This is a genomic window from Roseinatronobacter sp. NSM, from assembly GCF_052379845.1.
GTDB lineage: Bacteria > Pseudomonadota > Alphaproteobacteria > Rhodobacterales > Rhodobacteraceae > Roseinatronobacter.
The window spans coordinates 1-14332 of the sequence record NZ_JBQTCF010000018.1 but is presented as its reverse complement, the minus strand read 5'-3'; the positions used below and the strand labels follow the sequence as shown (position 1 = coordinate 14332).

General features: G+C 63.1%; 18 protein-coding genes. 5 read left to right on the top strand and 13 right to left on the bottom strand.

Features of this window, described 5'->3' with window-relative positions:
* The first annotated feature begins 84 nt into the window (after positions 1-84).
* From ACTZWY_RS11065 to ACTZWY_RS11045, 5 genes are read left to right on the top strand one after another with little or no spacing between them, the layout of a single operon-like run.
* Positions 85-951 carry a carbohydrate ABC transporter permease gene (locus ACTZWY_RS11065; RefSeq protein WP_444790767.1) on the top strand — a complete coding sequence of 289 codons (867 nt, stop codon included), beginning with the start codon at positions 85-87 and terminating at the stop codon, positions 949-951.
* 10 nt (positions 952-961) lie between these two features.
* Positions 962-1792: a carbohydrate ABC transporter permease gene (locus ACTZWY_RS11060; protein WP_444790766.1), complete on the top strand. Its 831-nt coding sequence runs from the start codon at positions 962-964 to the stop codon at positions 1790-1792.
* A gap of 11 nt (positions 1793-1803) precedes the next feature.
* Positions 1804-2808: an ABC transporter ATP-binding protein gene (locus tag ACTZWY_RS11055; RefSeq protein ID WP_444790765.1), complete on the top strand. Its 1005-nt coding sequence runs from the start codon at positions 1804-1806 to the stop codon at positions 2806-2808.
* A complete protein-coding gene (locus ACTZWY_RS11050) occupies positions 2805-3578 on the top strand; it encodes an L-iditol 2-dehydrogenase (protein ID WP_444790764.1) in 774 nt (257 codons plus the stop codon). Before ACTZWY_RS11055 ends, ACTZWY_RS11050 begins: the two co-directional genes overlap by 4 nt.
* Positions 3566-5077 carry a mannitol dehydrogenase family protein gene (locus ACTZWY_RS11045; protein ID WP_444790763.1) on the top strand — a complete coding sequence of 504 codons (1512 nt, stop codon included), beginning with the start codon at positions 3566-3568 and terminating at the stop codon, positions 5075-5077. Before ACTZWY_RS11050 ends, ACTZWY_RS11045 begins: the two co-directional genes overlap by 13 nt.
* Here the strand turns inward: ACTZWY_RS11045 and hypE are convergent.
* From hypE to ACTZWY_RS10980, 13 genes are all read right to left on the bottom strand, one after another.
* Positions 5074-6069, bottom strand: a complete 996-nt coding sequence (hypE, locus tag ACTZWY_RS11040; RefSeq protein ID WP_444790829.1) for a hydrogenase expression/formation protein HypE — start codon at positions 6067-6069, stop codon at positions 5074-5076. The two genes, ACTZWY_RS11045 and hypE, sit on opposite strands and share 4 nt — an antisense overlap.
* 55 nt (positions 6070-6124) lie before the next feature.
* Entirely contained in the window at positions 6125-7282 is a 1158-nt protein-coding gene (gene hypD, locus ACTZWY_RS11035; RefSeq protein WP_444790762.1) for a hydrogenase formation protein HypD, read from the bottom strand.
* Positions 7279-7569 carry a HypC/HybG/HupF family hydrogenase formation chaperone gene (locus ACTZWY_RS11030; protein ID WP_444790761.1) on the bottom strand — a complete coding sequence of 97 codons (291 nt, stop codon included), beginning with the start codon at positions 7567-7569 and terminating at the stop codon, positions 7279-7281. Before ACTZWY_RS11030 ends, hypD begins: the two co-directional genes overlap by 4 nt.
* Positions 7570-7571: 2 nt before the next feature.
* A complete protein-coding gene (locus tag ACTZWY_RS11025; RefSeq protein ID WP_444790828.1) occupies positions 7572-9056 on the bottom strand; it encodes a sigma-54-dependent transcriptional regulator in 1485 nt (494 codons plus the stop codon).
* Positions 9053-9943 carry a hydrogenase nickel incorporation protein HypB gene (hypB, locus tag ACTZWY_RS11020; RefSeq protein ID WP_444790760.1) on the bottom strand — a complete coding sequence of 297 codons (891 nt, stop codon included), beginning with the start codon at positions 9941-9943 and terminating at the stop codon, positions 9053-9055. The genes ACTZWY_RS11025 and hypB overlap by 4 nt, the downstream gene beginning before the upstream one ends.
* Positions 9943-10284 carry a hydrogenase maturation nickel metallochaperone HypA gene (gene hypA, locus ACTZWY_RS11015; RefSeq protein ID WP_444790759.1) on the bottom strand — a complete coding sequence of 114 codons (342 nt, stop codon included), beginning with the start codon at positions 10282-10284 and terminating at the stop codon, positions 9943-9945. Before hypA ends, hypB begins: the two co-directional genes overlap by 1 nt.
* Positions 10277-11158: a hydrogenase expression/formation protein HupK gene (locus ACTZWY_RS11010; RefSeq protein ID WP_444790758.1), complete on the bottom strand. Its 882-nt coding sequence runs from the start codon at positions 11156-11158 to the stop codon at positions 10277-10279. Before ACTZWY_RS11010 ends, hypA begins: the two co-directional genes overlap by 8 nt.
* Positions 11155-11919, bottom strand: coding sequence for a [NiFe]-hydrogenase assembly chaperone HybE (gene hybE / locus ACTZWY_RS11005; RefSeq protein ID WP_444790757.1), 765 nt, complete (start codon positions 11917-11919; stop codon positions 11155-11157). The genes ACTZWY_RS11010 and hybE overlap by 4 nt, the downstream gene beginning before the upstream one ends.
* The gene (locus ACTZWY_RS11000) at positions 11916-12743 is read right to left on the bottom strand and encodes a hydrogenase expression/formation protein (RefSeq protein ID WP_444790756.1); all 828 of its coding nucleotides are present in this window, start codon (positions 12741-12743) and stop codon (positions 11916-11918) included. The genes hybE and ACTZWY_RS11000 overlap by 4 nt, the downstream gene beginning before the upstream one ends.
* Before the next feature lie 4 nt (positions 12744-12747).
* A complete protein-coding gene (locus ACTZWY_RS10995; protein ID WP_444790755.1) occupies positions 12748-13137 on the bottom strand; it encodes a hydrogenase accessory protein in 390 nt (129 codons plus the stop codon).
* An 11-nt stretch (positions 13138-13148) separates the two neighbouring features.
* Positions 13149-13469: a HypC/HybG/HupF family hydrogenase formation chaperone gene (locus ACTZWY_RS10990; protein ID WP_444790754.1), complete on the bottom strand. Its 321-nt coding sequence runs from the start codon at positions 13467-13469 to the stop codon at positions 13149-13151.
* 6 nt (positions 13470-13475) lie between these two features.
* On the bottom strand, positions 13476-14099 hold the full coding sequence (locus tag ACTZWY_RS10985) for a HyaD/HybD family hydrogenase maturation endopeptidase (RefSeq protein WP_444790753.1): 624 nt from the start codon (positions 14097-14099) through the stop codon (positions 13476-13478).
* Positions 14032-14332: hypothetical protein (locus ACTZWY_RS10980; RefSeq protein WP_444790752.1), on the bottom strand; the 301-nt coding region annotated here is incomplete at its 5' end. The genes ACTZWY_RS10985 and ACTZWY_RS10980, both read right to left, overlap by 68 nt.

Sequence of the window (14332 nt, the reverse complement as noted above, 5' to 3'; positions counted from 1 at the left end):
CATACGCGCCACCCTTCGGTTTGTTCTTCCCTGACCTGACCATTCCCACGGCGGCCCCTTGCCGCCCATGGCGGAGATATGACCATGGCAACCAAGGCTTCCAGAACCGCCGCGCGCCTGATGCTGGCCCCCGCAGTTATCCTGCTTCTGGGCTGGATGCTGGTGCCGCTGACAATGACGGTGATCTTTTCCTTCAAGCGCTATCTGCCCATGCGCGGCGGCGATCTGGGCTGGGTGGGGTTTGAAAACTATGTCCGCTTTGTAAGTTCCAGCGCCTTCTGGCCTGCGGTCCAGTCCACCTTGATCATTGTGGGGGGCGTGCTGCTGATTACAGTTGTGCTGGGCGTGGTGCTGGCCATTTTGCTGGATCAGCCCATGTGGGGGCAGGGGATTGTCCGCATTCTGGTCATCGCGCCGTTTTTCGTCATGCCCACAGTGTCCGCGCTGGTGTGGAAAAACATGTTCATGGACCCTGTGAACGGGTTGTTTGCGCATTTGTGGCGGTTTTTCGGGGCCACGCCGGTGTCGTGGCTGTCGGAAGCGTCCATGCCGTCGATTATTCTGATTGTGTCCTGGCAATGGCTGCCCTTTGCCACGCTGATCTTGCTGACGGCCATCCAGTCACTGGACAGCGAACAACTGGAAGCCGCCGAAATGGATGGCGCACCGCCACTGTCACGGTTTTTCCACATCACCTTGCCGCATCTGGCGCGCGCGATCACGATTGTGGTGCTGATCCAGACCATTTTCCTGCTGGCTGTGTTCGCTGAAATTTTCGTCACCACCCAAGGCGCGTTTGGCACCCGCACCCTGACTTATCTGATTTTCCAGCGTGTGCTGGAAAGCCAGAATGTGGGGCTGGGGTCTGCGGGCGGGGTCTATGCAATCATTCTGGCCAATATCCTGGCGCTGTTTTTGATGCGCATCGTTGGCAAAAATCTGGACAGGTGAGGAGGAAACCATGGCCCGCGCCGTCACACCCCAACGCAAGCTTATCAACACCACTGTCGCATGGATGGTCGGTCTGCTGATCTTCTTTCCCATCCTGTGGACCATTCTGACCAGTTTCAAGACCGAAGCCACCGCCATTGCCGACCCGCCTGTGTGGTTCTTCTTTGACTGGACGCTGGACAATTACCGGGTTGTGCAGGCCCGGTCGGATTACAGCCGCTTCCTGTGGAATTCGATCATCATTGCAGGCGGGTCCACGTTTCTGGGGTTGCTGATTGCCATTCCCGCCGCGTGGTCCATGGCCTTTGTGCCGTCAAAGCGCACCAAGGACATTCTGCTGTGGATGCTGTCCACCAAGATGTTGCCTGCTGTGGGGGTGCTGTATCCGATCTATCTGATTTTCATCAAGTTTGGCCTGCTGGACACGCGCATCGGCCTGACCATTGTTCTGATGTTCATCAACCTGCCGATCATGGTGTGGATGCTGTATACCTATTTCAAGGAAATCCCCGGCGAAATTCTGGAAGCCGCGCGTATGGACGGTGCGGGTTTGCGCGAAGAAATCCTGTATGTGCTGACCCCTATGGCCATTCCGGGCATCGCGTCCACAGTGTTGTTGAATGTCATTCTGGCCTGGAACGAGGCATTCTGGACCCTGAACCTGACCGCCGCCAAGGCAGCCCCCCTGACCGCCTTCATTGCCAGCTATTCCAGCCCCGAAGGGTTGTTTTACGCCAAACTGTCTGCGGCATCGACGATGGCCATTGCGCCGATCCTGATCCTTGGCTGGTTCAGCCAGAAGCAACTTGTCCGCGGCCTGACCTTTGGCGCAGTGAAATAAGGATACATAAGATGGGACGTATCGTTCTTGAACAGGTGACCAAAAGCTTCGGCGATGTCACGGTCATTCCGCCGCTGGACCTGACAATTGAAGATGGCGAATTCGCGGTGTTTGTCGGCCCGTCGGGCTGTGGTAAATCCACGCTGCTGCGCCTGATTGCGGGGCTGGAGGATGTGACCTCAGGCGTTATCCGCATTGACGGGCAGGACGCCACCACCATTTCCCCCGCCAAACGCGGGCTGGCCATGGTGTTTCAGTCCTACGCGCTTTATCCGCATATGTCGGTGCGCAAGAATATCGCCTTTCCGTTGCGCATGTCGGGCATGGACAAGGCCGAACAGGACCGCCGCGTGAACCAGGCGGCGGCCGTGCTGAACCTGACGGATTATCTGGACCGCCGCCCCGGGCAATTGTCGGGCGGGCAGCGCCAGCGCGTGGCCATTGGCCGCGCCATTGTGCGCGAACCGGCCGCGTTCCTGTTTGACGAACCGCTGTCGAACCTTGATGCGGCGCTGCGCGTGGGCATGCGGCTGGAAATTTCCGAACTGCACAAGCGGCTGGAAACGACCATGATTTATGTCACCCATGATCAGGTGGAAGCCATGACCATGGCCGACAAGATCGTGGTCTTGCGTGCGGGCCATATCGAACAGGTGGGCAGCCCGCTGGACCTGTATCATGCGCCGCGCAACCTGTTTGTGGCAGGCTTCATCGGCTCGCCCAAGATGAACCTGATTTCCGGGCCAGAGGCCGCGAAACACGACGCCCATACAATTGGCGTGCGGCCCGAACATATTGCCGTTTCGGCCACAGACGGGGACTGGTCCGGTGTGGTGGCCGTGTCCGAACATCTGGGGTCGGACACGTTCTTTCACGTCCATGGCACCGGACTGGCCGACACAATCACAGTGCGCGCAGGCGGCGAAGTGGGCTTTCGCCATGGTGACCGCATTCACATGACACCGCGCGCTGATGTCGTCCACCGCTTTGACGAACAGGGGCTTCGTATCGCATGACCAGACTTGCAGGAAAAACCGCGTTGATCACGGGCGCCGCGCGCGGCATCGGGCTGGCATTTGCGCAGGCCTATATCCGCGAAGGCGCGCGTGTGGCGATTGGCGATATCGACATGGACCGCGCACAGCTGGAGGTCGCGCGTCTGGGGGACGGGGCATTGGCCGTGGAAATGGATGTCACGCAGCAGGCCAGCATTGATGCGGCAGTTGATACGACAGTTGCGCAGCTTGGCCAGATTGACATTCTGATCAACAACGCCGCCATTTTCACCGCCGCCCCGATTGTGGACATCACACGCGACGATTACGCGCGCTGTTTTGACATCAACGTGGCGGGCACGCTGTTCACGCTGCAGGCAGTGGCGCGCCACATGATCGAACGCGGGCAGGGCGGCAAGATCATCAACATGGCCAGCCAGGCCGGCAGGCGGGGCGAAGCGCTGGTGGGCGTCTATTGCGCGACCAAGGCCGCGATTATCAGCCTGACGCAATCAGCGGGGCTGAACCTGATCAGCCACGGCATCAACGTCAACGCCATTGCGCCGGGTGTTGTGGATGGCGAACACTGGGACGGTGTGGATGCGTTCTTCGCCAAATATGAAAACAAGGCACCGGGCCAGAAAAAGCGCGAAGTGGGCGCAGCCGTGCCGTTCGGGCGCATGGGCGTTCCCGATGACCTGACAGGCATGGCCGTGTTTCTGGCCTCAAGCGATGCCGATTACATCGTCGCCCAAACCTATAATGTGGATGGTGGCCAATGGATGAGCTGACACCCCTGACGCTGGCCACGCTGGACCGCCTGCCTGCGGGGGTGCGCGTGCCGCGCTATGCGCGCGCGGACCTGTCGGCGGGGATCGTGCATATAGGCTTGGGCAATTTTCACCGTGCGCATCAGGCATGGTATCTGCACCGGCTGTTCGATCAGGGCGTGAACCATGACTGGGCCATCATTGGCGCAGGCGTGCGCGCGGGTGACGGGGCCATGCGCGACAAGCTTCTGGCGCAGGATTGCCTGAGCACGCTGATCGAACTGGACCCCTCGGGCAAATCCGCCGAAGTGACCGGTGCGATGATCGGTTTTCTACCCGTGCAACCTGACAATGCCGCGCTGATTGCGCAAATGGCAGACCCTGCCATCCGCATTGTGGCGCTGACAGTCACCGAAGGGGGGTATTTCATTGACCCTGCCAGCGGCGGGTTTGACGCCGCACATCCTGACATTGCCCATGACGCGGCACACCCGGCCACCCCGCGCACGGCCTTCGGGGCCATGGTCGCCGCGCTGCGGCTGCGGCGCGCGCAGGGGACGGGGCCGTTTACGGGGCTGTGTTGCGACAACTTGCAAGGCAACGGCGCTGTATTGCGCCAAAGCGTGGTGTCCCTTGCGCGCCTGTCCGACCCTGATCTGGCAGACTGGATTGCGGCGCAGTGCAGTTTCCCCAATTCCATGGTCGATTGCATCGTTCCCGCCACCGGCGCGCGCGAAATTGCGCTGGCCCACGGGTTTGGCATCGCGGACGCCGCGCCTGTCACGCATGAAAACTTCCGCCAATGGGTGATCGAGGATGATTTCTGCGCAGGCCGCCCCGACTGGGACCGCGCGGGCGCCACATTCGTGAAGGATGTCCATGATTACGAGGCAATGAAAATCCGCATTCTGAATGGCGGGCACCAGGTCATTTCAGGTGTCGGGGAATTGCTGGGCCTGACCACTATTGCCCAGACCATGGCCCATGATGGCATTCGCGCGTTGCTGCACCGGGTGGTGCAGGGTGAAATCGCGCCCCATGTCGCCCCTGTGCCCGAAATTTCGGCCTTGGACTATCTGACGCTGATTGAACGGCGCTTTGTCAACCCCGAAATTGCCGATACCACGCGCCGCGTGGCCTTTGACGGGTCCAGCCGGCAGCCGGGGTTTGTTGTGCCCTCCATTCGCGACGGGCTGGCGCGTGGCACCCCCGTTTCAGGGCTTGCGCTGGTCTCCGCCTTCTGGGCGCGCTACTGCGCAGGCACCCGCGAAGATGGCAGTGTCATCGCCCCCAATGACCCCAATTGGGCGGCGCTGCAGCCTGTGGCGCTGGCCGCGCGCGAGACCCCGCACCTTTGGCTGGAACAGCGCCAGTATTATGGCGATCTGGCGCAGCACCCGCAATTTGCGACTGCGTTTTGTGACTGGCTGGCCCTGATCTACACCCAAGGGGTGGATGCCTGCCTTGCGCAATATCTGGATCACGGCGCACCCGAAGGTCACACAGGGGCCGAAACCTAGCAGATGCGCGGCAACTGGTCCCCCACCAGCATATCAACAATGCGAAACCCGCCAAAGGCGGTTTTCATGCGCACCTGTCCGGGGTGATCGGCCACAACCGTGCCAATGCACGCAGCCCCCGCGCCCTGCGGCACCGCCCGCAAGGCCTGCAGCACCGCCTGCGCCCGCGCGGCAGGCACAAACAGCACCAACCGCCCTTCATTGGCCAGATACAGCGGGTCCAGCCCCAGAATTTCGCACAAGCCGCGCACTTCGTCGCGCAAGGGCAAGGCGGCCTCGTCCAGCACCATGCCCAGTCCCGCACCATCGGCCAGTTCATTCAGCGCCGTGGCCAGCCCGCCGCGCGTGCAATCGCGCGCCGCGCGCAAATCCGGCGCAGCCTGCAACGCGCTGGCCATGACAGGGTGCAGCGCGGCGCAATCGGACAGAAGTTCGGTTTCCAGCGCCATCTCGCCCCGCGCGGCCATGATCACCGCCCCATGATCGCCCAACGGGCCGTTCACGATGATCGCATCGCCCGCGCGAATATGGCGCGCCCCCAGATTCAGCCCTGGCGCAATGACGCCAATGCCCGCTGTCGTGATGAACACCCCGTCCGCCGCGCCGCGCTCCACAACCTTGGTGTCGCCGGTCACAATGCGCACACCTGCGGCCTGCGCTTCCTGGGCCATGCTGGCCACGATGCGGCGCAACAGCGCAATCTCGGTGCCTTCTTCAATGATGAACCCCGCCGACAGCCATAAGGGCCGCGCCCCGCCCACTGCCAGATCGTTGATTGTCCCGCACACGGCCAGTTTGCCAATATCGCCGCCCGGAAATTCCAGCGGGGACACCACAAACCCGTCGGTGGTAAATGCCAGCCGCGCGCCGGCCTCTTGCAAGGCGCTGTCCATCAGCCGTGCCTGATCTTCCATGCTCTCGGGCTGGAACGCCGGCACGAAGACCGCCTCGATCAGATCGCGCATGGACCGCCCGCCGCTGCCATGGGCCATTGTAATATGTGTATCGCGCAGCACTACATCCGCCTTTTCATCTTGCAAAAAATACTCATGAAACGCTTTGGGCGGGCGTGGCATCGCGGCCGCGCATACCGCCATATTGCCAATAGGCCGCACAGGCCCCTTCGGAGCTGACCATCAGCGCGCCCAATGGCATGTCGGGCGTGCAGCCTCGCCCGTATTGGGGGCAGGCGGTGGGTTTTATCCGGCCCGTCATGACCGCGCCGCAGGCGCAGCCTTCGGGTTCGGGAACAGGGCGGCGCGCTGCGCCATAGCCCACGCCAAACCGGACTTCCGCATCAAAGCGCGCATAATGGTCGCGGATACGCAGACCGCTGGCGTCAATCTCGCCCAGACCGCGCCATTCGAAACTGGGGCGGCGGGCATAGACATCGGCCATCGCCGCAATAGAGGCGGGGTTGCCATGTTCGGGCACGATGCGGGCATACTGGTTTTCCACCTCGGCGCGGCGCCCGGCGATCTGGCGCAGCACCATGGCCACGGATTGCAACAGATCCAGCGGTTCAAACCCTGCCACAACGATGGGTTTGCCAAAGTCGCGCGCGATGAAATCATAGGCATGCGTGCCAATCACCATACTGACATGCCCCGGCCCGATAAACCCGTCCAGCTGCATATGCGGGTCATTGAGCAAGGCGCGGATGGGTTCGGGAACTGTAATATGATTGCAAAACACGCTGAAATTTTCCAGCCCTTCGCGGCTTGCAGTCTGAATGGCAAAGGCCGTGGCGGGGGTGGTGGTTTCAAACCCCAGCCCGAAAAACACCACCTGATGCTCAGGGTTGCGCCGCGCAATTTCCAGCGCGTCCAGCGGGCTGTAAACCATGCGGATATCTGCCCCGCGCGCCTTGGCCTGCAGCAGGGACCCGCGCGTTCCGGGCACGCGCATCGCATCACCGAAGGTGGTGAAAATAACGCCCGCGCGTTCGGCAATCTCGATACATTCATCCACCCGCGCCATGGGCAGCACGCATACCGGGCAGCCCGGACCATGGATGAACTCAACCCCCTCATCGACCAGCATGTTCAACCCGAAACGGAAAATCGCATGCGTGTGTCCACCGCAGATTTCCATGATATGCACAGGGCGCGCGCGGGTTGCGCCAATCTGGCGGGTCAGCCGGGCAATTTCGGCCAGCAGCGATTTGGCCAGCGCGGGGTCGCGGAATTCGGTGACATGTTTCATTGCGTCCCCTCCAGCGCGCTTGCGCCCAGTGCCATGGCCTCCAGTGCCTCCTGTGCCTCGCCCAGATCGCGCAGCGCGGCCAGGGTGCGCGCGGCCTCATCCTCGTCGATGATGGCCATGGCAAAGCCCACATGGATCAGCGCCCATTGCCCCACCAGTTCCCCCAGGGGCCGGTCGGCCACCGGGGCAAGCGATACTTCGCGCCGCACGCCCGACACCTCGGCCAGTGCCATAAGGCGGGCGGGGTCGGTGATGGCGGTAATCTGGCCGGGAATGCCCAGACACATGTTCAGTCCTCCTCTTCCATGGTGGTCTGGCCGCTGGTGTCAGGTATGCCGTAGCGGTCGATCTTGGCGCGCAGTCCCACGCGGCTCAGGCCCAGTTCGGCGGCGGCGCGGCTTTTGTTCCAGCGGTGTCGCGTCAGGGTTTCGCGCAGGATGCGCATTTCCACCAGTTCCACGCGGTCCTTCAGCGGCCCTTCGCGTGTCAGAATGGGGTCAAGCGCGCGGTCCGCGCCGTCCTGAGCAGGGCAGGCTTGCAGGATGTGGCGCGAAATCAGGTCCGCGCCCAGAACCGGATCTTGCGCGAATACCAGCATGCGGGTGATTTCGTTGTCCAATTCGCGCAGGTTGCCGGGCCAGTCATAGTTTTCCAGAAACTGCAGCGCCACATCATCAAACCCGCGCACCAGCTTTCCATGGGTGGCGGCGGCGTCAAACAGCGCGGCCTGCGCCAGCAGCGCCACATCCCCGCGCCGCCCGCGCAAGGGCGGCAGGGTGAGTTCCCCTGCCGAAATCGCATAGCCCAGATCGGTGCGCAAAACCCCCTCGGCCATCAGCGCGCGCAAATCGCCCGTCACCCCGCAGATCAGCCGCAGATTGCTGCGCACGCCTTCATGGGCGCCAAGGGGCTGGAAGCTGCCTTCGCGCAGCACCCGCAGCAGCGCCATTTGCAGCCGCGGCCCAAGGGTTTCGACACCCCCCAGATACAGCGTGCCGCGATCTGCCTTTTGCATCAGCCCGATGCGGTTGCCGGCCAGCCCCGCCACGGCCCCGCGCCGCGCACCAAACAGTTCCAGTTCCAGCAAATCATCGGGCAGCCCCGCGCAATTCAGCGCATAGAAGGGTTTGTCGGCGCGCAGGCTGGCATGATGCATCGCGCGCGCCAGATCCTGCTTGCCGGTGCCTGCTTCGCCGCTGATCAAAACGGGCACATCGAAACTGGCATATTGGCGCGCGGCCTCAATGACGGCGTTCATGCTGGAATGCGGGCTGCGCAGGATGGCGTCAAACCCCTGACGCTCGCGCAGGTCGCGGCGGCGCTTTTCCAGCTTGGTTTGCGTGGTCGACCCCAGATGCCGCATTTCCAGCGACAGGCGTTCATGTTCGCGCGTCATTGAAAACAGCGCGGCCGCATTGCGCGCGGCCATCAGCAGGTGTTCGGGGTGCCATGGCTTGGTCAGAAATTGATAGATGCCTGCGGCATTTATCGCCTCGGTCATGTCGGCGGGGTCCGTGTATCCGGTGATGATGATCCGCACGATTTCCGGCCAGCGTTCGCGCACACAGGCCAGCAATTGCACGCCACTGCGCCCCGGCATGCGCTGGTCGCAAAAGATGACCTGCACCCATTCGTCTTGCAACAGCGCCATTGCCTGATCGGCGCTTGTGGCTGTCAGAACGTCAAACTCATCTTCCAGCGCCATCCGCATGGACGCCAGCGAATGCGGCTCGTCATCGACCACCAGAACAGAAGGGCGCGCCGTGCGTGTCATGGCCGCGCTTTCGCAGCCAGCCCCGCGCGCAACCAGTCCAGCCATGCGTTCATGCCTTCGCCCGTGCGCGCCGAAAGGCGCAGGATCGTGATGTCGGGATTGACGCGCTTCAGGTTGGCTTCATAGGCGTCCAGATCAGCATCGCAATAGGGCGCAAGATCGATCTTGTTCAGGATGGCCAGCTTTGCTGCCGTGAACATGTCGGGGTATTTCAGCGGCTTGTCTTCGCCTTCGGTGACCGACAGGATGGCGACCTTCGCATCCTCGCCCAGATCGAAGGCCGCGGGGCAGACCAGATTGCCCACGTTTTCGATAAACAGCAGGCTTTCGCGCGCAAGGCGCAGCTCATCCATGGCATGGCCCACCATATGCCCGTCCAGATGGCAGCCCTTGCCCGTATTGACCTGCACAGCGCGCGCGCCTGTGGCGCGGATGCGCAGCGCGTCATTGCTGGTTTGCTGGTCGCCTTCGATCACGGCAAGGGGCAGGGTGCCCAACGCTTCGATCGTCTTGCATAAAAGCGTGGTCTTGCCCGACCCGGGCGAGGATACCAAGTTGACGGCAAAGCACCCCAGCGCGGTCAGAACGCGCCGGTTGGCCGTGGCATAGGCGTCGTTTTTCGACAGAATGCCGGTTTCGATTTCGATAAGGCGCGTCTGGGACAGGCCCGGAACCGACACACCCGCCGCGCCGGTGCCGTAATGGTGGTGGTCATGACTGTGACCGTGATCATGACTATGGTGATGCCCGTGCCCGTGGTCATGGCTGTGCCCGTGGTCATGGCTGTGCCCGTGCCCGTGGTCATGGCTGTGGCTGTGGTCATGGCCATGCGCCTGCACCTTGCCGTCGATGGTCGGGCCGTCATGGCATCCGCAAACTGTGCACATCAGATCACCTCCATATCCTTGATTCTCATCTCATCGCCGCCCTGCGGCATCAGCCGCCCCCCGCCACACAGGGGGCAGGGGTCCAGCCGGTTGTTGATCTCGACGCTCTCGCCGCAATCATAGCACAGCGCATGCCCGGGCAGGTCCAGCATGTGCAGCGCTGCCCCTTCCGCAGGACTGCCGCGCAGTACCACATCCAGCGCGAATTCCAGTGCGGGTTTTTCCACCCCCGCAAAGCGCCCGATTTCCAGCCGCAGCCGCACGACACGCGCGAAGCCCTGCGCGCGGGCCTGATCGTCGATGATCTGGCGAATGCCTTCGGCCAGCGACATTTCATGCATCTGCACCCTCCAGCCAGTGAACCGGCAGGCAGGGATCATGCGCTGCGACGATGACGCGCGCAAGGGCAGGGTCGGGGGTGGTGGCAAGGGCCGCGCGCAAACTGCCGCCCATGGCCAGCATATGGTCTGTGGGGGTGATGCGCGCCACATCGGTGATAACGCCGTTGCGCGCCAGCAGGCGCAGCCCATAGACCCCGCGCGCGGCAGGGACCAGCGCCATGCCATCGGCGCGCAGCGCGGGCGCGGGCAATGTGCCCTTTGCGGCGCAACCCGCGTCCAGCATCCGGCCCAGCACCCGCCATAACGGGCCACGGCCCTGCGCCGCTTCGGCCTGTTGCATCAGCGGATGCGCGGCATGGCGCGCGGCGGGGCTGTTTTCCAGCGCGCCCGCGCGGTCAATGTTTTCCGCATCGGCGAAGGGCAGCACGGGGGCATGGCCCAGCCCACCCGAAAACAGCTGCCTGATATGCTGCGCAAGGGGCGCAAGCCCTGCGCCGCTGTCCAGCCATCTGGCCAGATCCACAGGTTCCGCGCCGCCCCACAATGCGGGCGCAATGCGCCCCATCTGCCAGCCCGCAGGCAACGCGCGCGGGGCTTGGCCCAGCGCTTGCGGCAGCGTGACAAACAGCGCCAGCACATGGTCGCGCAGCACATCACGCGCAAGCGCCGCGCGCGCATCTGCCGCCGGTGGCAGCCCCAGCGACAGCCGCGCGGCCATGCCCTGGGCTGTGGCGCACAGGTTGAACAGGCGTGGCAGCAGGCTGACGGCGGCCTGTGCGGTCATGCCCCCCAGCAACTGGCCCAGCGCGGGCGGTGCGGGCGGGCACAGAACCCATTGCCCGTTCGTGCGCGTCAGGGCCAGCGCGGCGCTCATCCCTGAACCTGCCCGGTGATGAACGCGCGCCGTTCCAGCGGTCTGGCGCGTTGCAGTTTGGGGGCCTGCGCCACCGCTGTCGGTGCGTCGGGGGCCATGGGGCGTGACCCCTCGTCCAGCCGTTCCAGCGCGGACGGGTCGAACAGCCCCACCATGACCGCGCGCGCCACATCCACGGCCTGCATCTGGCTGTTGAAGTCATTCATGGGTGAAAACAGCGAACAGGCCTTGTATCCGCCCACCTGTTCGCGCGCGTTATGGATGAATTCATACTGGCCCGAGGGAAAGCCCGTCAGTTCCTTCGTGCCGGCAATCAGGGCGGTCCAATTGTCATCCGGTCCGGCCAGCAGCACCAGATTCATGAACCACGGCGCGACCAGCACGCCCAGATAATGCCCCTGCCATGGCTGGAACCCCACGGCCTGCACATGCAGGGAATGGTTGCACAGCGGCACATCGCGCATCTTGCCATTATAGATTTCGCGAAAATCCGCCTCCAGCCGGGCGATGGCCTGTGCCATGGCATCGTCTGCGCGCCCTGTGTCGCGCAGAACCATGAATTGTTCAGGCGCGGCCCCGCATCCGGGGCAGGTCCAGTCATGGGGCAGCGCGGTAAAGGGCGTGCCCGGCGTGATCTGGCGCGTTTCATCGCCCAGGGCGGGGTCATAGACATGCCAGCATATTTTGCATTCCAGCACCGCTTGCGCCGAAATTTTCGCCCCCGCCCCCAGATAGGACCCCTCAAATCCCGGCTGGGTCATCGGATGGCCCCCAACACATCGCGGATGCGCCCGGCGCTGTCGGCAATATCTTCGGGGCCTGCAACTGCAACTTCGGGCATCTGGGCCACTTCCCATGTGTCCAGAATAAGCGTGTCGGTGGAATTGAAGAACTGCACCCGCCAGACATGGGGCAGGGCGGCGGCGGTGATGCGGCAATTGCCATAGCCGCGCGACAGGATGGTGACCGCCCCTTCGCCAAGGGCCATTGCCATATGGTCCAGATCTTCGGGCGTATGGGGCAGAAGTGTCAGGTTCACAACATGCACCTGCGCGCCCGTCACATAGCTGCGCGATTTGTCGGCCAGTTCCGCCAGCAGCGCAGGCGCGTTCACCACGCCCGGCGCGCGCGGGCCATCCATCGCGCCGGGGCGGTGGGGGTGGTGGGCGCGGGTGACGGCCAGTTCGGGCACAGGGCCAATTTCCACATGGTCCAGCCCTGCGCCCTGCAACACCCAGACCCCTGCGAAGACGCTTTCCTGCACGGCCACCGCAGGCACGCCGCGCAATTTCATTGACACTTCGCCATGACCGAAGGTTTCGGCCAGCAATTTGCGGCTTTCGCGGCCCAGCGGCGACAGGTCGATCTGCGCGCGCCCCCCGTCGCGGGCCACCACATCGCAGGCGCGCGCCACATCTGCCAGCACGGCCAGCGCAGGCGCAACTGATGCGGGGTTGTCCACTTCGGGCAGATGGGGCGTGTAGGTGCGCATGCCAGATGGCAGCGCGATATATTCCAGCGCTTCGTCGCCCGATTGCGATCCGGGGCCGAACCCGACCGGCGGCAGGGTAAAGGGGGTTAGCATGGGCCTATCCTTCTGCAGGGGCGGGCGTTTGTGACAGGATTTGCGGGATACGGGCAAGGTAGTCGTCCCAATCGCGGATCTTGGCGATTCCGCCAAGAAAGCGGTCCCCGTCGTAAAACAGGAAAGACGGGGTTTTCAGAACCCGCGTGGCTTCGCGCAGGGGCGCTTCAAGGGCGTTGCCCACCAGCGCACAATCAAACCGGCGCTGAAAATGGCGCTGCAGTTCGGGCAGGATGACTGCGGCATCCAGTGTTTCCAGATTGCGCGCCACATCGCCGGGAATGAACAGGCAATGCAGGCCCGCGCGCGACAGATAGCCGGCCAGCGCATCGGGGCTGTCCAGCAGCGGCCAGCCGAAATCCTGCGTCAGACGGGACAAAAGCGGGTGGGACATGAAACCTCCTGTCAGGCAGTGGAATGGCCAGCGTCCAGCGCGGCCTGAAGATGGGGCGGAAGTGTGGGCGCGCGGTTTTCCAGATCGTCAAAGGCCGTGCCCAGATCGCCCCCCGCCATCAGCGCGCGCAAACCGTCCAGCGCGGCCATGATCTGGCGCGCCTGGTGTTCTGTAATCACCTCTCGTGCGCAGCCCAGATGCGTCAGAAGCCATGTGCCGGGGGGCACATCGCCCACCAGCGACAGGTCCACCGTTTCTGCGCGCGTGCCATCGGTGCAATCAGCGGCAATGCCGTTGAGGGACACAACCTGCATGGGGGTTCCAACACACATCGCGCGCTACACCCTGGCCGGAAAGAAACGGTCATCGCCAATGCGACAGGCCGCATCCTCGGATGGGCGACCGGATTCGTAGGCATCGCGCGCAATCGACGGGTCGGCCAGATCGCCGGTCGCGGTGCGCCCCGGTTGCACATAAACGCCCCAGTCGCGCAAGCGGGTCAGCGCGATTTGCACGGCGGGGTCGATCTGTGCCGCCGTCAGCGGGCGCAGGCCCCCGCCGTAATCCTCCAGCTCCACGGGTTGCACGCCGATCAGCAGCATCTGTTCGGGGCAATAGCCCATCAGTTGGGCTGTGGCGATGACATCCTGAAATCCGGTCTGGTGCAGGCTCATTTTCTTGGCGCCCAAGAAGGCGGGAACTTCGCCATTCTCGACCACTTTCATGGTGCCCGGTTCCAGCCCGTAATCCACGGCGTCAAACACGATCAGCGCGTCGGCATCTTCCAGAAAGGGCAGCAGATACAACCCCTGCGTGCCGCCATCCATCAGATGCACAGTATCAGGCAGGGTCCAGTTCGCGGCCAGATGTTCGACGCAGCGCACGCCGAAACCTTCATCCGCCCAAAGGACGTTGCCAATGCCCAGCACAAGAATGCGGGCGGGAATGTTGGGGCTGGCCACTGGTTCCTCCACGTTTACCGGGCTGGCTGGTCGCGTGCTTTGCAGCGCGCGATGAAGGCAGATTAGCGGTTTCCATGCAGGAAGAATGCTGTTTTTCCCGATTGTTGGAATTTTTGTCATATTTATGAAAATAAACAATAATATTGGTATGCAGGGGTATGCGGTGCTGTGTGGTGGTGGTTGTAGTTCTTCCAGATAATTCCAGAAACGGAAGGTGTCTTTGCATGCAAAAA